We start from the raw sequence: 21,306 nt of genomic DNA, 5'->3' as shown, positions 1-21,306 counted from the left end.
GTCAGCGCGCGCCCGTTCCGATCAAGCCCGGCGCGTCGGCGATGAAGCGGTCGAGGACGCCATCGGCGATGCGGATCGTGCCGTCGAAGCGCGTCGCACCGGGAATCGTCCGGACCGCGGCCGCGTCGGTCGCGAGGCGTTGCGCGTCGGCGAAATAGCGCGCGGCGGCAGGGCTGCCCGCATCGGCGGCAGCAAGTCCGGCGGCGGTCTGGCCGAGCGCGCGCCCCCAGAGCGCCAGCGCGTCGAGCCACGGGCGCGCCTGTTCGGTGAACGACGCGTCCGCCACCCCGGCGCGGATCGTGTCGGGGGCGGCGACGAGATCGTCGGCGGCGCGGGTCAGGTCGGCGATCGCCTGCGCGCGCGTCCCGGCGTCGCCATCCGCCAGCGCGGTGCGGACAGCGTCGAGCAAGGCGTGGAGCCGCGGTGCCTGTTCCTGCCACGGCTGGCTGCCGAAGGTCGGCGCCATATGCTGGGTGTCGAAGAAGGTCAGCAGCGCGTCCGTCGCGCGCGCGTCGCCCCCGGCCAGCTCGCGCGCCGACCACTGCCACGTCCGCTCGGCGTCATAATCCTTGTCGTTCCACGCGAACGCCAGCACGCCGGTGACCGCGACGCGGCTCGGCGCTTCCTGGTTCATCGGGTTGGACAGGATGCCGGTCAGCTCGCCCGCCAACCCCGCCTCGCGCCGCGCATAGGGGGCCATCAGCAGCCGGCCGGTGGTCTGCGCATAATCGTTGACGGGATAATTGTCCCAGAGCAGCGTCTTGCGTCCGAACGCCTTGGTCGCGGCCTTGGCATCGGGGACCGAGATCGCGGGCGGCACGACATCGGTGCCGGTCCATTGCACCACCACCTTCGGATCGAGATTGTCGCGCAGCGCCGCCTTGTAGGGGGTGTCCTTGGCGTCGTAATATTCGGTCGGCACCATGATGAGCGGCGGCGCCTTGGGATCGCGGCGGGTCAGGTCGGCCTGCACCGCGTTGAGCAATTGCGCCTGCGCCTTGCCGGCGGCGGCAGCGCCCGACGGGCCGAACGCAGCCTGATCGGCGTCGCAATTCCACTTCTTATACTCGATATCGTCGAGCGCGACGTAGAAGCGATGGATGCCGATCGCGCGCAACGCGTCGAACTTGGTGCGCAATGCCTGAAGGTCGGCGGGCGCGGAGAAGCAGACGCTCGGCCCCGGCGAGATCGCGTAGACGAAATCGACATGGTTGCGCGTCGCCGCCGCCGCCAGCGTGCCGAGCTGGGTCAGCGTCTCGGCGGAATAGGCTTCGCGCCAGCGGTCGCGCGCATAGGGGTCGTCCTTGGGGCTGTAGACATAGGTATTGGCCTTGACGGTCGCGAGGAAGTCGAGGTGGCGGGTGCGCTCGGCCATCGTCCACGGCTTGCCGTAGAAACCCTCGATCGTGCCGCGCACCGGCATCGCGGGATGGTCGCGAATCACCAGCGCGGGGAGCGTGGGGCGCTGGACCAGCTGGCGAAGCGTCTGCACCGCATGGAACAGCCCGTCGGCGTCATGACCGGCCAGCGTCACCGTGTTCGTGGCGGGGGCGATCGTGAGCGTATAACCCTCGCGCACGGTATCGGGCGCGGTGCCCGACAGCGCGGTGCGGACGAGCGCGGCATCGGCGAGCCCGAGCACGATCTGCGGCTGCGTGGCGTCGGTGACGGGGCGGCGAGCGGTGGTGATCGTCTCGACCCCGGCGGTGCGCAGGATCTGGGCGGCCAGCGCGACGGTGGCGGCGTCGGTGCCGGGGGCGGCGACCAGCGTGACCCGCCGACCGAGCGTCATCGTGTCCGCGCCGAGCGTCAGCTCGGTCGGTGCGGGGAAGATCGCCGGGCGGGTCGCGACCTGCGCGGCGAGCGGGGTGGACGACAGGAGCGTGGCGGCCAGCAGGGGCAGGCCGATGCGGCGGGTCATGTCGTTCTCCGGTATGATATTGGTATTAGGCGATGTCGTAGGGTGTTGCTCCTCCTGTCGCAACCGCGCTGATCGTTCGCCTCTACCGTCGTCGCGGACCAGGTCCGGGCAACGGGCCGTTACGCGACCGAGTCGCCCTTCATCTCCAGCGCGCGGGCGTAGAGCGCCTTGCGGTCGACGCCGAACGCCTTGGCGACCTCGCCCGCGGCCTTTGAGGCCGGAAGTCGCGTGAGCGCCTCGGCAAGCGCGGCATCGGCATCCTCGATCGCCATCGGCGCCGGCGGGGCGGGGGGTGCGACGACGACGACGATCTCGCCCCTGGGCGGCGCGTCGGCGTAGCGGGCGGCGAGCGTCGACAACGTGCCGGTGACCGCCTCCTCGAACTTCTTGGTGATTTCGCGCGTCACCGCCGCCTCGCGGTCGCCGAGCCCGTCGGCGAGCGCGGACAGGCAGGCGGACAGACGCGGCCCCGATTCGTAGATCACCAGCGTCGCGCGGACTGCCGCGACCTCCGCGATCGCGGCGGCGCGCGCCTGTTCCTTCGCGGGCAGGAAGCCGAGGAAGAAGAAGCGGTCGGTCGGCAGCCCGGCAAGCGTCAGCGCGGCGATCGCGGCGCACGGACCGGGGATGGTGACGACCTGATGCCCGGCCGCACGCGCGTCGCGCACGAGTTTATAGCCCGGATCGGAGATCAGCGGCGTGCCGGCGTCGGACACCAGCGCCACTACCTCGCTGGCCATCCGGGCGATCAGCTGCGGGCGGACATGCTCGGCATTGTGATCGTGATAAGGGGTCATCGGCCGCTTGGTGCCGATGTGGCGGAGCAATCCGGCGGTCACGCGCGTATCCTCCACGGCGATCACGTCCGCCCCCGCGAGCACCTCGGCGGCGCGGGGGGAAAGATCGCCGAGATTGCCGATCGGGGTGGCGACGATGTACAGGCCGGGGGTCAACGGGTTCACGGGAGTAGTCATGGCAGAGGCGATCGGGCGTTCGCAATGGTCGAGCGCAATGTCGCGCGTCATCACGGTCGCGGGGGCATTGTTGCTCGCGGCCTGTTCGACGGTGGTGCCGCGCGGACCGGTGCAGCAGGCGCCGACCACACAACCCGCACCGCCGCCGCGCGAAGCCGCGCCCGAGGTGGTGACCGGGCTGTCGCAGGATGCCGCGCGCAACCGCGTGGCCTTGCTGGTGCCGCTGACCGGCAGCAACGCCGGGGTCGGGCGCAGTCTCGCCAATGCCACGCAGCTCGCGCTGCTCGACACGCGCAACCAGCAGGTGCGGATCACCAGCTACGACACCGCGACCGGCGCGGCGGCGGCGGCGAGCCGCGCGATCCGCGAGGGCGCGCAGCTGATCCTCGGGCCGTTGCTCGCCGAGGACGTGCGCGCGGTCGCGCCGATCGCGCGCGCGGCGAAGGTGCCGGTGCTGTCCTTCTCGAACGACACCGGGGTGGCGGGCAACGGCGCCTATGTGCTGGGTTATGCGCCCGCGCAGGCGATCGAGCGCGTCGTCGCCTATGCGCGCGGACGCGGCATCGACAATTTCGGCGGGCTGGTGCCCAACGCCTTGTACGGTCAGCGCGCATCGGCGGCGTTCCTGCGCGCGGTCGAGCAGGCCGGCGGACGGGTCGTGTCGCTCCAGACCTATGATCGCGGCAGCGGTGCGCTGGGCGGGGCGGTGCAGCGGATGGCGAAGGATGCGCCGTTCGGCGGCGTGCTGATCGCCGACAGCGCCGCGACCGCCGCGGCCGCGGTGCCGCTGGTGAGGCGCAACAGCCCGTCGACGCAGATCCTGGGCACCGAGCTGTGGAATTCGGATGGCGGCGCGCGCGCGTCGGCGGTGCTGAACGGCGCATGGTTCGCGAGCGTGCCCGACACGCTGTACCGCCAATATGCACGCAATTACCGCGCCCGGTTCAACACCGCGCCATACCGGCTGTCGAGCCTCGGCTATGATTCGGTGCTGCTGGTCGTGCGGATCGCGCGCGAATGGCGGCCGGGATCGCCGTTCCCCGAGAACCGGCTGCGCGACGCCGACGGCTTCGCCGGGATCGACGGCGCCTTCCGGTTCGGGCGCGACAACGTCGCCGAGCGTGCGCTGGCGGTACAGGAGATCCGCGGTGGCGACACGGTGACGGTGTCGCCGGCGCCGACCGGCTTTGACGGAAAATAGCCAGCGCAGGCTATGGCATGGCGGTGGCGGTCGTGTAGGGGATCGGGATGCCGATCCTTACCGCCGTCACCCACGCCGATTTGATTGCCGATGTCCGGACGCTCGCCGCGAAGATCGCGCGCGATACGACGTGGCGCCCCGACTGGCTGGTCGGGATCGGGCGCGGGGGGCTGGTCCCCGCGGTGTATCTGAGCCACGCGGCGGGCGTGCCGATGCAGTCGGTCGACTATTCGGCGCAGGACACCACCCGCGCCGCCCCGGCGATCGAGCGGCTCGCCGCGCTGACCCGCGAGGGGCAGAAGCTGCTGTTCATCGACGATATCAACGATTCTGGGCGGACGATCGCAAAGCTGCGCGGACTGCTCGAGGAGGCGGGCGGCACGGCAGGGGCGATGCGCTTCGCGACGCTGATCGACAATCGCGGTTCGGCGGCGAAGGTCGACCTCGCGGCACGGACGATCGATCGCGCGGTGACCAAGGACTGGTTCGTGTTTCCGTGGGAGGCGCTGGCGCCGGCGACGTCGATCGCGGCGGATGCCGCGGCGGTGCCGGAACGGACGGCCTGAAGTTTCACGTCGTTGCGAGCGTAGCGAAGCAATCCAGGGCTGGATCAGGACGCCCTGGATTGCTTCGCTGCGCGCGCAATGATTATGGCAGCGTAACGATGCCCGTCACATGCACCGTCGCGCCCTCGGCATGAACCGCGCCGTTGACGATCCCGGTGATCGTCACCTGCGCGCCCGGTTCGGCGGTGATGTCGCCGCGCACCATGCCCGAGATCGTGACGCGGCAACCGGTCGCGACCGTGATGTCGCCACTGACGATCCCCGACACGTCGGCATCGCTGTCGAGCCGGATCGCGCCGCTGACGATCCCCGCCAGCTCCCTCATGGCTTGATGAGCCCGATCTCGACCAGCCGCTGGTGCAGATAGCCGTGCGCGGTAATCGGCTCTGGATAACGGTTCGGATTCGCGGCGGTGATCGTCTGCGGCAGCGTCTCGATCAGGAAGTCGGGCGCGGGATGCAGGAAGAACGGCATCGAGTAGCGCGAGTGTCCGCGGCGCTCTGGGGGCGGGTTGACGACGCGGTGCGTGGTCGAGGGCAGGACGTGGTTGGTCAGCCGCTGCAGCATGTCGCCGACGTTGACGACCATCGCGCCCTCGGGCGGCTTGACCGCGAGCCACTGGCCCGTCGCGCGGTCGAGCAGTTCGAGCCCTGCCTCCTCGGCGCCGAGCAGCAGCGTGATGAGATTGATGTCCTCATGCGCGCCGGCCCGCACCCCCTTGGCGTCCGCCGGGATCGGCGGGTAATGGAGCAGGCGCAGCACCGAATTGCCGTCCTTCACCGCCGGATCGAACCAGTCGGGCGCGAGGCCGAGGTGGCGCGCGATCGCCGCCAGCAGCCGGTCGCCGGCACGGTCAAAGGCGGCGAACAGCTCGATGAAGGTGTCGCGGAAACCGGCGGGGCGTTCGGGCCAGACATTCGGGGCCATATCGGCGGCGTAGCGATGCCCTTCGGGCAGCTCGCGCCCGACGTGCCAGAATTCCTTGAGATCGACGTGGCGCGCGTCCTTGGCGATCTCGGTCTTGAACGGCGTGTAGCCACGCGCACCACCGCCGCCGGGCGTGTGATAGCGGCGCTTCTCCTCCTCGGGCAGCGCGAACAGCTCGGCGGTCTCTGCCCAGGCGCGGTCGATCAGCGGCTGCGGAACGCCGTGATCGGCGACGATCGCGAAGCCGAAGCGCTCGAAAGACCCGCCCAGCGCGGCGGCGAACGCATCGGGGTCGCGCGCCTGATCGGCGAGGCTGAGCGTCGGAACGTCGGCCGTATCGGGGGCGGCAGGAGTATCGAGCATGGTCATTCGTCCGTGATTCTGAACGCTCTAGGTAAGCGCTCCCGCCAGTGGACGCCAGCCGCCGGAACCGGCGGGGTGCGTCTGCCGTTCGATCGGCGTAACGATTGGAGGAACTGCGCGATGGGCGGGCATCAAGTGTACGGTCAGGGCTCGGGCGACGACGGCTATGACGAGGATGGCTATGACGAGAGTCAGCGCGCAGAGATCCTCGAGGCGACCCGCGACGGACCCAGTGACGGCGCAATCATCGTCGACCTCGATCCCGATATCGGCAGCGACGATGACGCCGAGGACGAGGACGAGCTGGTGATGACCGACGGCGAGGTCGCGCGGCAGGACGGCGATGTCGATGCAGATGAAAGCGATGTCGCGGAGGACGAGGTGCAGGCCGAGTTCGACGACGGCAGCGTCGAAGACGACGAACTCGACGACCGCGACGATACGGCGCTGCGTCCCTGACCCGGCGCGGGAGCGGTCGGTTGACCGCGCCCGTTCGCCTGAGCAGGATGCGCGGCGATGCTGATTGTCGCGATCCTGCTGCAGGCCGCTGCCCCGGCCGTGCCGACCCGGCGCTCGATCCTCGCGCCAGTTGCTGAAGAGCCATGCGTCCGCCGTAGCGAACAGAGCGAAGTGGTGGTGTGTGCTGATCCACTGCCAGCGCAGGCGCTGCCATTTCCCGATGAAGCGGTCTCGCCAGGACCGCGCCCGGTCAACCGCGACATGACCGGCATCGGTGCGCTGCGTGCCGGCACCGCGCCATGTACGGCGCGGATGGAGGGATGCACGGTCGGTTTCAACATCCTCGGGCCGGCGGTGGCGCTGGTCCGTGGTGTTCAGAAGGCGGTCGCGCCGGGCAGCTGTTGCGAGCGACCGGGGGAGGCGACCGATCCGGTGCTGCTGATCGGCGACGCGGTGAAAGGCGTCGCCAAAAGCGGAAAGCACAAGGCCGACCGGTCGAAGCGCGTCGCGATTGATCTCGATGATCCGGTGCTCGCCGGGCGGGTGCATCCTTGAGCTGACCGACCTGTCGCCAAGGCCGCCAATCAATTTCGGGCGACGATAAGCTACAGCCGACCGTCGTCACCGCAGCGGCGTCGACTCGCGTTCGATGATCGCGTGCGGCACGATCATATCGGTCGGGGCCTCGCCGCTATCGCCGGTGCCGATCAGCCGCTCGGCGGCGCGGAAAGCCATTTCCTCGGCCGGCTGGCGGACGGTGGTGAGCGGCGGCCAGATCCGCGCCGCCAGCGTGGTGTCGTCGAACCCGGTCACGGCGAGGTCGCGCGGCAGCACCAGGCCGTGGCGGTGCGCCTCCGCAATCACCCCCGCGGCCATGTCGTCGTTGCTGCACATGATTGCGTCGGGCCGTACCGGGCCGGTCAGCAGCGCATGCGCGGCTTCCTCGCCCGAACTGCGGTCGAAGCGGCCTGCGATCATCAGCGCCGGGTCGGCGGCAATGTCATGCGCGGCGAGCGCGTCGTGGTAGCCCTGCACCCGCGGCGCACTGTCGGAATGGCGCGGGTTGCCTGCGATCAGCGCGATGCGGCGATAGTTGCGCGCGATCATCAACGTGGTCAGCTCCGCCATCGCCGCGCGATTGTCGATCCGCACCGTCGCGATCCCAGGCATGACATGGCCGATTGCGATTGCCGCGACCGGGAGCGCCAGCTCCTGCAGGATCGGCGAGTCGTGCAGCAATTCGGCGAACGGCGGCACCAGCAGCAATGCGTCCGCCCCGCCGCGGGCAAGTGATCGTACCGCCGCTTCGGCGGCGTCGCGCGTGCCGGGCGCCTCCTCGTGGAGCAGCAATTGCAGCCCGCGCGCATTGGTGGCGCGCAGCGCGCCGACGAGGATCGCGTCGAGGAACGGTGCGCGTGTCCCGCTATAGAGCAGCCCGACCGTGGTGGCGCGCGCGCGCGCGAGCCGCCGCGCGACGACATTGGGAACATAGCCCAATTCGGCGACCGCGGCATGGACCGCAGCCACCGTCGCCGGGCTGGCGCGCCCGGCGCGGTTAATGACGTTGGAGACGGTCATCGCCGAAACGCCCGCGCGCTCGGCGACCGCGCGGATCGTGACGCCCTGTCGGCGGCGCTCGCTCATGCAGAAGCCCGGTGCCGTCCGTCATCGCGCCGCATGGGGCGGGCTTGCGCCGCCCGTGTGCGGCGCGATGACGGCGGCGGCAAGGCCCGGCCCTAGAGCGTTACCGAAGCAGGTTGAACCATCGTCATCGCCCTACGGGCGACCGCCGCGCGGGGGGGCACCTTTGGCGGAATGCCGTGTTGCTCGTCGGTCACGATGCTTGGGCATCGCTCCCTCCGCTCGCCTTGCATCCCACCAAATCACCTCCGTGCCGATGATCCAACCCACTCCGATAACGCTTTAGATGGTGCCGGCCTTCATCAGCTTGACCGCATTGTCGCAGGCGCGGGCGGTCATCGCCATGAAGGTCAGCGATGGGTTGACGCACGCCACCGACGCCATCTGCGCGCCGTCGGTGACGAACAGGTTCGGTGCGTCATGCGCCTGGTTCCACTTGTTGAGCACCGAGGTGCGCGGGTCGGCGCCCATGCGCGCGCCGCCCATTTCGTGGATCGCATCGCCCGGAACGTGCTCGCCCTCGCGGCTCGTCACGTCGGTGAGCCCGGCGCCGCGCAGCATCGCCTCGCCCTGCTCGCGCGCATCGGCCATCATCTTCAGCTCGTTGTCGCGGAAGGTGACATTGAACACCATCAGCGGCACGCCGAAGCGATCGACCTTGGTCGGATGCAGCGAGACGCGATTGTCCTCGTACGGCAGACACTCGCCGAACGCGGTCATCCCGAACTGCCAGTCGCCATATTTGCGCATCCCGTCCTTCATCGACTTGCCGAAGCCGACCGGGCCGGCGGGCGAGCGATAGGCCGAACCCTGATAGCCGTAGCCGCGCTTGAATCCGACGCCCTCGTCACCGCCGACATTGCGGAAGCGCGGGATGTAGACGCCGCCCGGACGACGACCGTACTCGATATATTCGGTCATGCCGGGGATGTTGCCGCCGATGCTGACGCGGAAGATGTGATCCATCACATATTTGCCGAGCGTGTTGCTGCTGTCGAACCAGCTGCGCCCGTCGGGACGCTTCGAGTTCATCATGATCTGCACCGACGCGAGCGCCGAGGCACACAGGAACACCATCCGCGCCTTCACCACCTGCGCCTGCCCGGTCTTGGCGTCGATATAACGGACGCCCGTCACGCGCTTCTTCGCGGCATCATATTCGAGGTTGGTGACGACCGCGTCGGAGCGCAGCGTCAGCTTGCCCGTCGCCCGCGCCGCCGGCAGCGTCACCGCCTGGGTCGAGAAATAGGCGCCGAACGAACAGCCGTTACCGCACTGGTTGCGATACTGGCACTTCGTCCGGTTCTGGTCCGGCTTGTCCTCGGTCATGTTGGTGAGGCGCGTGTTGATGAGCTTGCGCCCCGGGAACTTGGACTCAAGCCGCGGCTTCACCCACTTCTCGGCGATGTTCATCTGCATCGGCGGCTGGAAGTCGCTGTCGGGCAGCTGCGGCAAATTCTCGCGCGAGCCCGACACGCCGATGTAATTCTCGACATATTTGTACCAGGGCTCGACGTCCTCGTAGCGGATCGGCCAGTCGATCCCGACGTTGTCGCGCTTGTTGGCCTCGAAATCCTCCGGCGCCCAGCGGAACGTCCAGCGGCCCCAGATCAGCGACTTGCCGCCGACCGCCGCCGGGCGGATCCAGTAGAACTTGCTGCCCTCGTCATAGGCATAGGGGTTCAGCCGGTCGTCGTTGTAGAACTTGCGGTTGCTGGGCGTGACATAGCCGTGCTTGGTGATGAAGTAATCGCTCTCCATCACCGCGGGCGGCATCGAGTTGCGCGCGGGCACCTCATAGGCGGGCTTGCCGTCATAGGGGTAGCCCTCGCCATGCTCGACCATGATGCCACGGTCGAGCATCAGGACGCGCAGGCCCTTTTCGGTCAGCTCCTTCGCGGCGAAACCGCCGCTGACGCCGGAGCCGATGACGATCGCGTCGAAAGTATCGGTCGCTGCCATGTGTAAAATCCTCTCCGTCGGCGCGATCAGAACGTCAGCTTGCGCAACGTGTTGAAGCTGGTGGTGATGTCGGGCAGGTAGGGGGCCGGGCACTCGTCGTTCTCGACGTAGAAGTGCTTCACGCCCGCGATGCGGTTCAGCTTGAAGATCGCGCCGAAGTCGATCTTGCCTTCACCCACCGCGCACATGCTGCCGTCGGCGCGCTTGTCCTTGACGTGATAGGCGTAGATGCGCCCTGCCAGCCGCCGGATCAGCGCCGCCGGATCCTGTCCGGCGGTGATCGCCCAGAACAGGTCGAGCTCGATCTTCACCAGCGCCGGGTCGGTTTCCTTGAGCAGGCGGTCGTAGAGCGACACGCCGCCCGGCTTCACGGTGAATTCGAAATCGTGGTTGTGATAGGCGAACGCCAGCCCGGCCTTCTTCAGATCGCGCGCAAACCGGTTGAAGTCCTTCAACGCGGTGTTCCACGCGGCCTCGTTGCGATGCTGGTCGTTCATGTACGGCAGGATGACCGTGTCGGCCCCCAGCGTCTTGGCCATTTTCACCACGGCGTTGAAATCGGCGAGCAGCCACTCGTACGGGACGTGCACCGACGGTGCCTTGAGCCCGAGCCGGTCCTGCGTGCGGCGCAGTGCGGCATGGTCCATCTTGTCATAGCCGCCACCGCCATATTCGACTTCGCGATAGCCGATCTTGGCGACCTTCTCGAGCGTGCCCATCGGGTCCGGCCCGAACAGCTCGCGGACGGTATACAGCTGGAGCCCGATCGCGCCGAGCTGCGCGGCCTGCGCCGAGACCCCGAACAGCCCGAGCGCGGCGAGGCCGCCCGCACCGGCGAGGACGTTGCGACGGTTGGCGATCATGAGGAATAGACCTTGTTGACGTTGGAATAAGGGAAGGCGCCGTCATAGCTGCCGGGCACGGGCAGATATTCGCGCTCCTGCGTGATGCCGATCTCCGAGGTGTAATAACCGGCGATCACCATCTGGCGGAACGGGCCGAAGAACGCCGCGCCGCCGGGGAGCTTGTCGTCCATCGCCAGCGTCAGCAGCGCGTCGTGCTGGGCCGGGGTGAGCTGCGCCGCGGGCTTCTTGTAATCGGCCTGCGCGCGCGCCGCGATCGCGTCGAGCCCGGCGATGATCGGCACGCGATCCGCGGGGGTCGACCAGTCGGCGAGCAGCTTCTCGATATATTCCGGCACCCCGGCGGCGATCGCGCCCGGCGTGTCGGTGGTCGGGATCACCCGATCGCTGAGCGCGCTCATCAGCGCGCGCTGCGCCGGCGTGAACACCTGCACGCTGGGCGGCCCCTCGCTGATGACGGGGATACCGCCACCCTTTGCCGCCGCGGCGGTCGCCGCGCGTGCCAGTGGAGCGTACAAGGACGCTCCGAACATGGCGGCGATGCCGCCCAAGGCTTGTCGTCTGTCGATCACTCACCCTCTCCCGTAATGCTGATACTGCGCCGGCTCATGCCGCGTCGATCGCGCGGTAAGCGGCGATCAACCGCTCCTCGCCCGCGCGTCCCGCCTGCGAATTGCCATGTTCCATGCCGATCACGCCGCCGTAGCGACGCTCGCGCAGGAAGCGCACGATGTTGTTGAAGTTGACTTCGCCGGTCCCGGGCTCCTTGCGGCCGGGATTGTCGCCGAACTGGATATAGCCGACCTCGTCCCAGATCATGCCGAGCGAGCGGATCAGGTTCCCCGACTGGATCTGCTCGTGATAGCAATCGGCGAGCACCTTGACCGCCGGGCTGTTCGCGCCGCGCGCCACCGCATAGCCGGCCGCGAACGAGCGCATATAGACGTTGGGATGATCGGTGCGCGTGTTGAGCGGCTCCATGACCAGTGCCAGGCCGTGCGGCGCGAGGATGTCGCCGGCGCGGCGCATCAGGTCGATGACCCGCCCGGTCTGGATCTCGATCGGCACCTTGTGGTCGACGAAGCCGGTGACGACGGTCATGTGCTTCGCGTTCAGCCGCTTGGCGACCTCGATCGACGCACGGACGTCGGCGAGGAACGCCTCGCGCTCCGCACCGTCGTCGCTGCCGAAGACCGGGCGGAACGCCGACCATTTCGGCATCGACGCGACGAACACGCCCATCGTCATCCCGCGCCGTTGCAGCGCCTTCGCCATCGCGTCCTGCTCGGCGACGCTGCGGCTGCGCGCCTCATTGTCCTCCCAGGCGCGGAAGCCCTGATCGGCGGCGAAGGCGATCTGCTCCAGCCGGTCGCCGCGGCTCGCGAAACTGCCCTCGTGCGGCGCGTAGTTGAGCGAGAAGGTCGCGGCGTTGCTCGCGCGCGCCTGCCCTTGCGCCGACGACGACAGCGCCGCTGCGGCGGCGCCTGCCAGAACCGTGCGGCGCGACGGGGTCATGCCGCGGCGACCGTCGCGCGACGGCGGCGCTCGGACAGCCAGATCGCGCCGAACACGAACAGCAACACGATCGGGACCAGCGCGAGCTTGGCGAACGACTGCGACGCGGCGGCGTCTTCGACCTGCCGCAGCGCCTCGCCGGTCAGCTGCTTGAACGCCTCCGGCCCGCCCGCAAGCCGCACCTTGGCTTCGTCGAACATCCCGCCGAGCGCCGGGAGCACGAAGAAGCTGGCCAGCGCGCCCGCCGAGCCGACCAGCCCGAGCGCCCATGCCCCGCCGCGTGGATAGCGTTCGGCGACCGAGGCGAGCATCGTGGGCCACATCGCGCAGACGCCGAGGCCCCAGACGGTCGAGGCGACCAGCGCCGCGACCGGCGACTGCGCGCGCGACAGCAGGAACAGCCCGATCGCGGCGAGCAGGCTGGAGATCCACAGCAAGCCCGGATTGGACAGCTTGCCCGCCAGCCGCCCGGCGAAGTGGCGGAACACGAACATCAGCGCGCTGACGTACACGAGCAGCAGGATGCCGCGCATGCCGACGCGGTTGGTGAGCGCGACATCGAGCCACTGGCCCGGGGCCAGCTCCGACGAGGCGGTGAGGAACATCGCGCCGAACCACACGAAGAAGCTTGGGCGGCGGAACACCTCGCCGATCATCGTCCCGAAGCTCTCGCCTTCGACCGCCGCGGGGGCGGGGGGGAAGGTGGTGGTCGCGCCGATGATGACGACGCCGATCGCGGGGAGGAACACCAGCCCCATGATCGCCTGCCACGGCAAAACGTTGGCGAGGAACACGCCCGCCAGGCCGCCGATGATCAGCCCGCCCGGATACCAGGCGTGGAGCACGTTCAGCCGATGCGTGGTCTCTTCGGGATAGAGGCGCGCGGTCAGCGGGTTGATCGACGATTCGGCGAGACCCCAGCCGATCCCGCTGAGCATCATGCCCAGCCATACCAGCGAGTAGATCGTCATGCCGGTCGCGATCGCGCCCGCGCCGACGATCAGCGCGGTGCCGAGGATGAAGCAGATGCCAGAGCCGATCACGATCCGCTTTGCGCCGATCTTGTCGAGCAGCGCGCTGGCGACGAACAGCGTGATCGCGAAGCCGAGGAACGCCGAGCCGAGCGCCGCGCCGATCAGTTCGCCGGCCTCGACGGGGGCGATCGGGTCGATCCACTGCGCCTTGAGACTGCTGGCGATCGCCGCACGCAGCGACGCGCTGACCGCCGCGGTGGTCAGCGCCAGCACGCTCAGCCAGAACAAGCGGGACCGATGTTGTCCCGTAAACGCCGCTGCCTCTGTCTGCACCCTCTACCCCTTTACGATCGCACGATTCTTTTATCTGATTTTTGCAGTCTGGCCGATCAGTCGAGCCCGAGCAAGCGCCGGTTCGCGGCCGGATCGGACCCGCCCGCAAAATCGTCGAAGGCACGTTCGGGGCGACGGATCATGTGCGCGGCGATGAACGGAGCGCCTTCGCGCGCGCCATCCTCGGGATGCTTCAGGCAGCATTCCCATTCGAGCACCGCCCAGCCGGCATAGCCATATTGCGTCAGCTTCGAGAAGATGGCGCCGAAATCGACCTGCCCGTCGCCGAGCGAGCGGAAGCGGCCCGGGCGGTCGACCCAGTCCGAATAGCTGCCGTACACGCCGGCCTTGCCGGTCGGGTTGAACTCCGCGTCCTTGACGTGGAACATGCGGATGCGGTCGTGGTAGAAGTCGATGAACTGGAGATAGTCCATCGCCTGCAGCACGAAGTGGCTGGGATCGTAGAGGATGTTGGCGCGCTTGTGCCCGCCGACCGCATCCAGGAACCGCTCGAAGGTGGTGCCGTCGTGCAAATCCTCGCCGGGGTGCAGCTCGAAACAGAGATCGACGCCCTCGTTCTCGAACGCGTCGAGGATCGGGGTCCAGCGCTTGCCCAATTCGGCAAACGCGTCCTCGACCATCCCGGCCGGGCGCTGCGGCCACGGATAGACGAACGGCCAGGCGAACGCGCCCGAGAAGGTGGCGTGCGCGTCGAGCCCGAGCCGCCGGCTCGCCTTGGCGGCGAGCTTGAGCTGGTCGACCGCCCATGCCTGACGCTCGCCCGGCTTGCCGCGGAGTTCCTCCGGCGCGAAGACGTCGAAGGCGGTGTCGTATGCAGGGTGGACCGCAACGAGCTGGCCTTGCAGGTGCGTCGACAATTCGGTGATCGCGACGCCCGCCTCGCGGCAACGTCCGACCAGCTCGTCGGCATAATCCTGGCTCTCGGCGGCGAGTTTCAGGTCCATGCACCGCTCGTCGCGGGTCGGGATCTGCACGCCCTCGTAGCCGGCTTCGGCCATCCAGCGCGCGGCATTGTCGAGCGTGTCGAACGGTGCGGCGTCACCCATGAACTGCGCGAGGAACACGCCCGGGCCGCGCATGGTGCCGCCGCCGCTCACTTGGCGGTCTCGGACTTCAGATAGGCGATGATCGCGGCGCGCTTGGCGGGATCGGGGGTCGAGATCGGCATCCGGGTGCCGGGCACCTTCTTCTGCGGCGCGGCGAGATATTCGTTGAGCGACGCGTCGTTCCACTTCAGCTGCGCCTTCTTGAAGGCGGCCGAATAGTTGAAGCCCGGCGCCGAGGCGGGGGCACGGGTGAACAGACCGGCGAGGTTCGGGCCGATGCCGTTGCGCTCGCCCTTGTGGAGCGTGTGGCAGGCCTTGCAGGCGGCGAATGCCTGCTGCCCGTTCTGCTGCGCCGGCGCGGGGGCGGAAACCACCAGCGCGACAATGGCGGCGACTGGCGCGGCGGCCAGACCGGCGATCAACTTCATCGCATACTCTCCAAACCCGAATTGATTGCCGCCAGTTTACCGCTAAACCGGGCGATAGCAAGGCGGCCGACGTTACGGTCTTCGTAATGAAGGTATGCGGATGACGGGAGGATGAATGGCGCGGGTAGAACCACTTAAGCTCGGGATGATCGGCGGCGGCGAAGGCGCGTTCATCGGTGCGGTCCACCGGATGGCGGCCGGCATCGACGGCGACTGGCGGCTGGTCGCGGGCGCGTTCAGCACCGATGCGGGCCGCAATACGCGCACCGGCGACCTGCTCGGTCTCGATGCGGGACGCGTCTATGGCTCGATTGATGAGCTGCTTTCGGCCGAGCGTGCGCTGCCGGAGGGCGAACGGATCGACGCGGTAGCGATCGTGACACCGAATCACCTCCATGCGCCGATGTCGATCGCGGCGCTCGACGCGGGCTTCCACGTCATCTGCGAAAAGCCGATGTCGCTGAACTTGGAAGAAGCGCAGGCGATCGCCGCCGCGGCCGAGCGCAGCGGGCGGCATTATGCGCTGGCCTTCACCTACAGCGGCTATCCGCTGGTCGAGGAAGCGCGCGCGCGGGTGGCGCGCGGCGATTTCGGGGCGATCCGGCTGGTGCAGGTCGAATATTCGCAAGGGTGGCTGAGCAGCGCGCTGGACCGCGAAGGGAATCGGCAGGCCGAGTGGCGGACCGACCCGGCGCGCGCCGGGCTGGGCGGGTGCCTCGGCGACATCGGCACGCACGCCTTCCAGCTTGCGGAGCATGTCAGCGGGTTGCAGGTCGAATCGCTGTGCGCCGACCTGACGACGCATGTGCCCGGGCGGCGGCTCGACGACGATGTCAGCGTGCTGTTGCGCTTCGCGGGCGGCGCGCGCGGCGTGCTGAAGGCGACGCAGGTCGCGGCGGGCGACGAGAACGGCCTGCGGCTGCGCATCCACGGCGAGAAGGGCGGGCTCGACTGGGCGCAAATGGAGCCCAACACGCTGACGCTGCGCTGGCTCGACCGGCCGGCCGAGCTGGTGCGCACCGGCGGGCCGGGGATGGCCGAGACGACGCTGGGCCGCATCCGCACGCCGGCCGGGCATCCGGAAGGCTATATCGAGGCGTTCGCGAACATCTATCGCTCGGTCGCGGCGACGATCCGCGGCGGCGACACGGTCGCCGCGCGCGGCGCGGCGGCATGGTTTCCGGGGACGGCCGACGGCGTGCGGACGATGGCGTTCGTCGAGGCGGTGGTCGCCAACGCCGCGTCCGACCAGAAGTGGAGCGGGCTGGCGGGTTGATCCCCGTCATTGCTGGCCGGGCCAGCCACTTGCCTCATCCCGTCATCCCGGACTCGATCCGGGATCCCGCTTCTTACGTTGGTCGCCAAGAAGAAGCGGGGCCCCGGATCAAGTCCGGTGCGACGGAGGGTAGGATACCGGCTCCCTAGCGCACCACCTTCGGGAGGATCGCGTCGAGCAGGATCATCCCTGCCTCGGTGACGCGCAGGCGAGTGCCTTCACGGACGATCAGCGCGGGCAGCGCGGCGATCGCGGCGAGATCGACGATGTCCTCGACGCGCATCCCGCCCGCCGCCGCGATCGCCGCCACGTCGACGCCCTCGCGCAGGCGCAGCCCCATCAGCAATGCCTCGCCGACGCGCGTCGCCGCATCGAGCGGCTCCTCGCTCTCCAGCCCGTGCCCGTTGCGCGCGACCGCCGCGAGCCAGTTCTCGGGCTTCTTGCGCCGGAAGGTCGCGAGATGGTCGCGGCGGCCATGCGCGCCCGGGCCGATGCCGGCGTAATCGCGGTAACGCCAGTAAGCGAGATTGTGGCGGCTCTCCGCGCCGGGGCGCGCGTGGTTCGATATCTCATAGGCGGGCAGCCCCGCCGCCGCGGTGCGCGCGCGGGTCAACTCGAACAGATCGGCCGCGGCATCGCCGTCGGGGATCGTCAGCCGCCCTGCCGCCGCCTCGGTCGCGAAGCGCGTGCCCGGCTCGATCGTCAGCTGGTAGAGCGACAGATGCTCGGTTCCGAACGACAGTGCTTGCGCCAGCTCGGCGTCCCATGCCGCCTGCGTCTGGCCGGGGCGGGCGTAGATGAGGTCGAAACTGACCCGCGCGAAATGCCGCTGCGCCACGTCGAGCGCGCCGAGTCCCTCTGTCACGTCATGCGCCCGTCCCAGAAAGCGCAACGCCGCGTCGTCGAGCGCCTGTAGCCCCAGCGAGACGCGATTGACCCCCGCGGCGGCGAGATCCGCGAAGCGCGCCGCCTCGACCGACGACGGGTTCGCCTCCAGCGTGATCTCGACATCGCCGACCGGCGCCCATGCGCTGGTCGCGGCCGCGACCAGCGCGGCGACGGTGGCGGGCGGCATCAGCGAGGGGGTGCCCCCGCCGAAGAAGATCGATCCCAGCCGCCGGCCCGGCAGCAGCGCCGCCTCGTGCGCCAGATCGGCGAGCAGCGCGTCGTGCCAGAGCGACTCGTCGACAGTGGCGCGGACATGGCTGTTGAAGTCGCAATACGGGCATTTGGAAACGCAGAACGGCCAATGGATGTAGAGCGCGAGCGGCGCGGCGGCGCGCGCCGCCCGGTCCTGCGCCGCGGCGTCGGGGTGGATGAGGTCGATCATGCCCATGATCGCGCGCATATGGCGGCTCGTCGCGGCAAACGCCACCGTCGCCGCGCCGACGGTGCAAACGCTGTTGCGCGATCGAAACGTCTTTGGCATCCGCCGCGGCGATGCCTGTCCGCCCGTTCGTCGCGCTGCTGCTTGCCCTTACCCCCGCTACGCCGGCCGTTGCCGGCGGGATCGAACTGCGGCTTCGGCGACCGGCCCCGGTCCGCGACGCGTCGCTGCTCCAGCGCGAGATGCTCGACGCGCACAACCGCGCGCGTCGCGCGGTGGGGTTGCCGCCGCTGGCGTGGAGCGCGGCGCTGGCGGCCGCTGCCGACCGTCATGCGCAGGAACTGGCGCGCAGCGGGCGGCTGTTCCATGCCGAGCAGCGCGCGGGCGATGCGTGGCAGGGCGAGAATCTCTTCGCGGGAACGCGGGACGGTTACGATTATGGCGAGATGGTGCGCTATTGGGTCGAGGAGCGTCGCTACTTCCGCAACCGCCGCAGCCCGCGGTTCAGCCGCACCGGCCGCTGGCAGGACGCGGTCCATTATGCGCAGATCGTCTGGCGCGCGACCACCGAGGTCGGCTGCGCGATGGAGAGCGGGCGGACGCAGGATTTCCTCGTCTGTCGCTACAATCCCGGCGGCGAGATCGCAGGGCGGCGCGCTTATTAGGCCGGATCGGCTGGCAGGGTCGCCAGGACGAGGCGAAGACGTTTCGACCGGAACCTCGCCTCGGTCGTCGCCGGGATGACCAACGGGGCCGGTGATGGCTGAAGGCCGGGTGACGCCGGCTGCCGGCGCACAGGCGGATCGCCGGCGCGACGCCGTGGATCGCAATGGGTGGAGCGCGGTTATGCCGGCGATGAGCGAGCGACACGATCACCCGTGGTGGGAAAGCGGCACCGTCTACCAGATCTATCCGCGCTCCTTTCAGGACAGCGATGGCGATGGGGTCGGCGATCTGGCCGGTATCGAGCGGCGGCTCGATCATGTCGCGGCGCTGGGGGTCGACGCGATCTGGCTGTCGCCGGTCTTTCCGTCGCCGATGGCCGATTTCGGCTATGACGTCGCCGATTATTGCGCGATCGACGCGCTGTTCGGCGATCTGGCCGCGTTCGACCGGCTGCTGGCGGCGGTCCATGCGCGCGGGCTCCGGCTGTTGCTCGATTTCGTCCCCAACCACAGTTCGGACCAGCACCCGTGGTTCGTCGACAGCCGCTCCGGCCGCGACAGCCCAAAGCGCGACTGGTACATCTGGCGCGATCCCGCCGCCGATGGCGGGCCGCCCAACAACTGGATCAGCGACTTCGGCGGCTCGGCGTGGGAATATGACCCGGCGAGCGGGCAGTATTACCTCCACGCCTTCCTCAGGCAGCAACCCGACCTCAACTGGCGCAACCCCGCGCTCAAGGCGGCGATGCTCGATGCGATGCGCTTCTGGTTCGATCGCGGGGTCGACGGCTTCCGGATCGACGTGCTGTGGCATATCGTCAAGGCGGATGGCTTTCCCGACAATCCGGTGAACCCTTATTGGCGGCCGGGGATCACCGAGCGCGACCGGTTGATCCAGCAGCATTCGACCGACCAGCCCGAGGCGCATGCGATCGCCGCGGAGATGCGCGCGCTCGCCGATGCTTACGGGGCCGAGGGGCGGGGGCGCGTGCTGATCGGCGAGATCTTCCTGCCCAACGATCGTCACGCGCGCTGGTATGGCACGCCCGAGCGGCCGCAGGTGCATTTGCCGTTCAATTTCCAGTTGATCGAGAATGCGTGGGATGCCGCGACGCTGCGCACGATGGTCGCCGCCTATGAGGCGAGTCTGCCGGCGCACGGCTGGCCCAATTGGGTGATCGGCAGCCATGACGCGCCGCGCATCGCCGCGCGCGTCGGCGAGGCGCAGGCGCGGGTCGCGGCGATGCTGCTGCTGACGCTGCGCGGGACGCCGACCTTGTACCAAGGCGACGAACTGGGGATCGGGACGGTGGACATCCCCCCCGACCGCGTCCGCGATCCGCAGGAGCTGCGTCAGCCGGGGATCGGGATCGGGCGTGACCGGTCGCGGACGCCGATGCCGTGGGATACGTCGCCCTTCGCCGGTTTCTCGACGGTCGAGCCGTGGCTACCGCTCAACCCCGACTGGCCGACCCGCAACGTCGCCGCGCAAAAGGCCGATCCCGGATCGATGTTGATGCTGTACCGGCACTTGCTGGCGCTGCGTCGTGCGCGCCCGGCGCTGGCGGTCGGCAATTTCCGGTTGCTCGACGCGGCGGACGGGGTGTTGGCCTATGAGCGACGGCACGGCGGCGAGGTGCTGCGGGTGGCGCTCAATCTGACGGCGCGCGCCATAACCTTCGACTGGGTCGGCGACGTGCTCGCCTCGACACTGGATGGCGCACCCGAACCCGGCATGCTCTACGCCAACGAAGGCCTGATCTTCAAACCATAGCCGCCGCCCCGGCGAAAGTCGGGTGACAAGCGAGGCGGAAGCAACGAGGACCACCATTCATGAAGATCGCCATGCTCGCCCCGATCGCGTGGCGCACCCCGCCGCGCCACTATGGACCATGGGAGCTGGTGACGCATCTGCTGACCGAAGCCCTGGTCGAACGCGGGGTGGACGTGACTCTGTTTGCGACGCTCGACAGCCTGACCAGCGCCACGCTCGACGGCGTCGTCCCCGCGCCTTATTCCGAAGATCCGGCCATCGACGCGAAGGTGTGGGAATATCGCCACCTCAGCCACCTGTTCGCGCAGGCGGCACGGTTCGACCTGATCCACAACCAGGCGGACTTTCCGGCGCACGCCTTTGCGCCGCTGGTCGACACGCCGGTCGTGACGACGATCCACGGCTTTTCCTCGGATCGCATCCTGCCGATGTACGCGCCCTATCAGGACCGGGTGCATTATGTCGCGATCAGCGATGCCGACCGGCATTCCGCGCTGCGCTATGCCGCGACGATCCACCATGGCATCCCGCTCGACGATTTCCGCTTCGACGCCACGGGAAGCGACGATCTGCTGTTCTTCGGGCGGCTGCATCCCGACAAGGGCGCCGCAGAGGCGATCGCGGCGGCGCGCGCGACGGGGCGGGCGCTGAACCTCTACGGGATCGTCCAGGATCAAGGCTATTACGACCGCGCGGTCGCGCCGGCGCTCGACGATCGCATCCGCTATCATGGCGCGGTCGGCGGCGAGGCGCGGGTCGCAGCGCTGGGCAGGGCGCGCGCCTTGCTCCACCTCATCAACTTCGACGAGCCGTTCGGGCTGTCGGTGATCGAGGCGATGGCGTGCGGGACGCCGGTGATCGCCACCCGCCGCGGTTCGATGCCCGAGTTGATCGAGGACGGCGTGACCGGCTTTCTGGTCGACACCCCCGCCGAGGCGGTCGCGGCGATCGACCGCGCCGGCGAGATCGACCGCGCCGCCTGCCGCCGCGCGGTCGCCGAGCGGTTCAGCGTCGCCCGGATGGCCGACGATTATATCGCGCTCTACCGGCGCATTCTCGGCTGACCGCGT

Annotated in this window: 21 protein-coding genes; 8 read left to right on the top strand and 13 right to left on the bottom strand. The window is 69.0% G+C overall.

Going from position 1 to position 21,306, the window contains the following annotated elements; translation table 11 throughout:
• Position 1: 1 nt before the first annotated feature.
• Positions 2 to 1,921, bottom strand: a complete 1,920-nt coding sequence (locus tag FHS97_RS13790) for a glycoside hydrolase family 84 protein (protein WP_184038971.1) — start codon at positions 1,919 to 1,921, stop codon at positions 2 to 4.
• 119 nt (positions 1,922 to 2,040) lie between these two features.
• Complete coding sequence (gene rsmI / locus FHS97_RS13785; protein WP_184038954.1) at positions 2,041 to 2,895, bottom strand: 16S rRNA (cytidine(1402)-2'-O)-methyltransferase; 855 nt, start codon at positions 2,893 to 2,895, stop codon at positions 2,041 to 2,043.
• Here rsmI and FHS97_RS13780 point away from each other — a divergent pair.
• Complete coding sequence (locus FHS97_RS13780) at positions 2,894 to 4,096, top strand: penicillin-binding protein activator (RefSeq protein ID WP_246346672.1); 1,203 nt, start codon at positions 2,894 to 2,896, stop codon at positions 4,094 to 4,096. The two genes, rsmI and FHS97_RS13780, sit on opposite strands and share 2 nt — an antisense overlap.
• Positions 4,097 to 4,143: 47 nt before the next feature.
• The gene (locus tag FHS97_RS13775) at positions 4,144 to 4,662 is read left to right on the top strand and encodes a phosphoribosyltransferase (protein WP_184038951.1); all 519 of its coding nucleotides are present in this window, start codon (positions 4,144 to 4,146) and stop codon (positions 4,660 to 4,662) included.
• Positions 4,663 to 4,744: 82 nt separating this feature from the next.
• Here FHS97_RS13775 and FHS97_RS13770 read toward each other — a convergent pair whose 3' ends face one another.
• Both FHS97_RS13770 and FHS97_RS13765 read right to left on the bottom strand, forming a co-directional pair.
• On the bottom strand, positions 4,745 to 4,987 hold the full coding sequence (locus FHS97_RS13770; protein WP_184038948.1) for a polymer-forming cytoskeletal protein: 243 nt from the start codon (positions 4,985 to 4,987) through the stop codon (positions 4,745 to 4,747).
• The gene (locus tag FHS97_RS13765; protein WP_184038945.1) at positions 4,984 to 5,952 is read right to left on the bottom strand and encodes an isopenicillin N synthase family dioxygenase; all 969 of its coding nucleotides are present in this window, start codon (positions 5,950 to 5,952) and stop codon (positions 4,984 to 4,986) included. Before FHS97_RS13765 ends, FHS97_RS13770 begins: the two co-directional genes overlap by 4 nt.
• A 120-nt stretch (positions 5,953 to 6,072) precedes the next feature.
• On the opposite strand from FHS97_RS13765, the gene FHS97_RS13760 reads away from it, so the two are divergent.
• Positions 6,073 to 6,411, top strand: coding sequence for a DNA primase (locus tag FHS97_RS13760; protein WP_184038942.1), 339 nt, complete (start codon positions 6,073 to 6,075; stop codon positions 6,409 to 6,411).
• Positions 6,412 to 6,468: 57 nt separating this feature from the next.
• Complete coding sequence (locus FHS97_RS13755) at positions 6,469 to 6,966, top strand: hypothetical protein (protein WP_184038939.1); 498 nt, start codon at positions 6,469 to 6,471, stop codon at positions 6,964 to 6,966.
• Between the two features lie 66 nt (positions 6,967 to 7,032).
• On the opposite strand, the gene FHS97_RS13750 is transcribed toward FHS97_RS13755, so the two are convergent.
• The 8 genes from FHS97_RS13750 to FHS97_RS13715 all read right to left on the bottom strand — a co-directional run bounded on the left by FHS97_RS13750 (position 7,033) and on the right by FHS97_RS13715 (position 15,194).
• Positions 7,033 to 8,055: a LacI family DNA-binding transcriptional regulator gene (locus FHS97_RS13750; protein WP_184038936.1), complete on the bottom strand. Its 1,023-nt coding sequence runs from the start codon at positions 8,053 to 8,055 to the stop codon at positions 7,033 to 7,035.
• Positions 8,056 to 8,334: 279 nt separating this feature from the next.
• Positions 8,335 to 10,014 (bottom strand): GMC family oxidoreductase, encoded by a 1,680-nt coding sequence (locus tag FHS97_RS13745; protein ID WP_184038933.1) that lies wholly within the window; start codon positions 10,012 to 10,014, stop codon positions 8,335 to 8,337.
• A 26-nt stretch (positions 10,015 to 10,040) separates the two neighbouring features.
• Positions 10,041 to 10,877 (bottom strand): sugar phosphate isomerase/epimerase family protein, encoded by an 837-nt coding sequence (locus FHS97_RS13740; RefSeq protein WP_184038930.1) that lies wholly within the window; start codon positions 10,875 to 10,877, stop codon positions 10,041 to 10,043.
• Positions 10,874 to 11,449, bottom strand: a complete 576-nt coding sequence (locus tag FHS97_RS13735) for a gluconate 2-dehydrogenase subunit 3 family protein (protein WP_184038927.1) — start codon at positions 11,447 to 11,449, stop codon at positions 10,874 to 10,876. Before FHS97_RS13735 ends, FHS97_RS13740 begins: the two co-directional genes overlap by 4 nt.
• A 34-nt stretch (positions 11,450 to 11,483) precedes the next feature.
• Positions 11,484 to 12,392, bottom strand: a complete 909-nt coding sequence (locus FHS97_RS13730) for a hydroxypyruvate isomerase family protein (RefSeq protein ID WP_184038925.1) — start codon at positions 12,390 to 12,392, stop codon at positions 11,484 to 11,486.
• Positions 12,389 to 13,654: an MFS transporter gene (locus tag FHS97_RS13725; RefSeq protein WP_221233300.1), complete on the bottom strand. Its 1,266-nt coding sequence runs from the start codon at positions 13,652 to 13,654 to the stop codon at positions 12,389 to 12,391. Before FHS97_RS13725 ends, FHS97_RS13730 begins: the two co-directional genes overlap by 4 nt.
• Before the next feature lie 101 nt (positions 13,655 to 13,755).
• Positions 13,756 to 14,799 carry a sugar phosphate isomerase/epimerase family protein gene (locus FHS97_RS13720; RefSeq protein ID WP_184038919.1) on the bottom strand — a complete coding sequence of 348 codons (1,044 nt, stop codon included), beginning with the start codon at positions 14,797 to 14,799 and terminating at the stop codon, positions 13,756 to 13,758.
• A 14-nt stretch (positions 14,800 to 14,813) separates the two neighbouring features.
• Positions 14,814 to 15,194, bottom strand: coding sequence for a c-type cytochrome (locus FHS97_RS13715; RefSeq protein WP_184038916.1), 381 nt, complete (start codon positions 15,192 to 15,194; stop codon positions 14,814 to 14,816).
• 115 nt (positions 15,195 to 15,309) lie between these two features.
• Between FHS97_RS13715 and FHS97_RS13710 the strand changes: the two genes are divergently transcribed.
• On the top strand, positions 15,310 to 16,470 hold the full coding sequence (locus tag FHS97_RS13710; RefSeq protein ID WP_184038914.1) for a Gfo/Idh/MocA family protein: 1,161 nt from the start codon (positions 15,310 to 15,312) through the stop codon (positions 16,468 to 16,470).
• 145 nt (positions 16,471 to 16,615) lie between these two features.
• Here FHS97_RS13710 and hemW read toward each other — a convergent pair whose 3' ends face one another.
• Positions 16,616 to 17,800 (bottom strand): radical SAM family heme chaperone HemW, encoded by a 1,185-nt coding sequence (hemW, locus tag FHS97_RS13705; protein WP_184039152.1) that lies wholly within the window; start codon positions 17,798 to 17,800, stop codon positions 16,616 to 16,618.
• A gap of 92 nt (positions 17,801 to 17,892) precedes the next feature.
• Between hemW and FHS97_RS13700 the strand changes: the two genes are divergently transcribed.
• The 3 genes from FHS97_RS13700 (at position 17,893) to FHS97_RS13690 (ending at position 21,300) form a co-directional block, all read left to right on the top strand.
• Positions 17,893 to 18,462, top strand: coding sequence for a CAP domain-containing protein (locus FHS97_RS13700; RefSeq protein ID WP_184038911.1), 570 nt, complete (start codon positions 17,893 to 17,895; stop codon positions 18,460 to 18,462).
• Between the two features lie 190 nt (positions 18,463 to 18,652).
• Entirely contained in the window at positions 18,653 to 20,236 is a 1,584-nt protein-coding gene (locus tag FHS97_RS13695) for an alpha-amylase family glycosyl hydrolase (protein ID WP_221233317.1), read from the top strand.
• Between the two features lie 59 nt (positions 20,237 to 20,295).
• Positions 20,296 to 21,300 carry a glycosyltransferase family 4 protein gene (locus tag FHS97_RS13690; protein WP_184038908.1) on the top strand — a complete coding sequence of 335 codons (1,005 nt, stop codon included), beginning with the start codon at positions 20,296 to 20,298 and terminating at the stop codon, positions 21,298 to 21,300.
• Positions 21,301 to 21,306: the final 6 nt, after the last annotated feature.

The sequence above is a fragment of the Sphingomonas endophytica genome (assembly GCF_014199415.1).
In the GTDB taxonomy this organism is placed as follows: Bacteria; Pseudomonadota; Alphaproteobacteria; order Sphingomonadales; family Sphingomonadaceae; genus Sphingomonas; species Sphingomonas endophytica.
The sequence above is the reverse complement of the archived record's forward strand: the minus strand, read 5'-3'. Positions and strand labels throughout refer to the sequence as shown.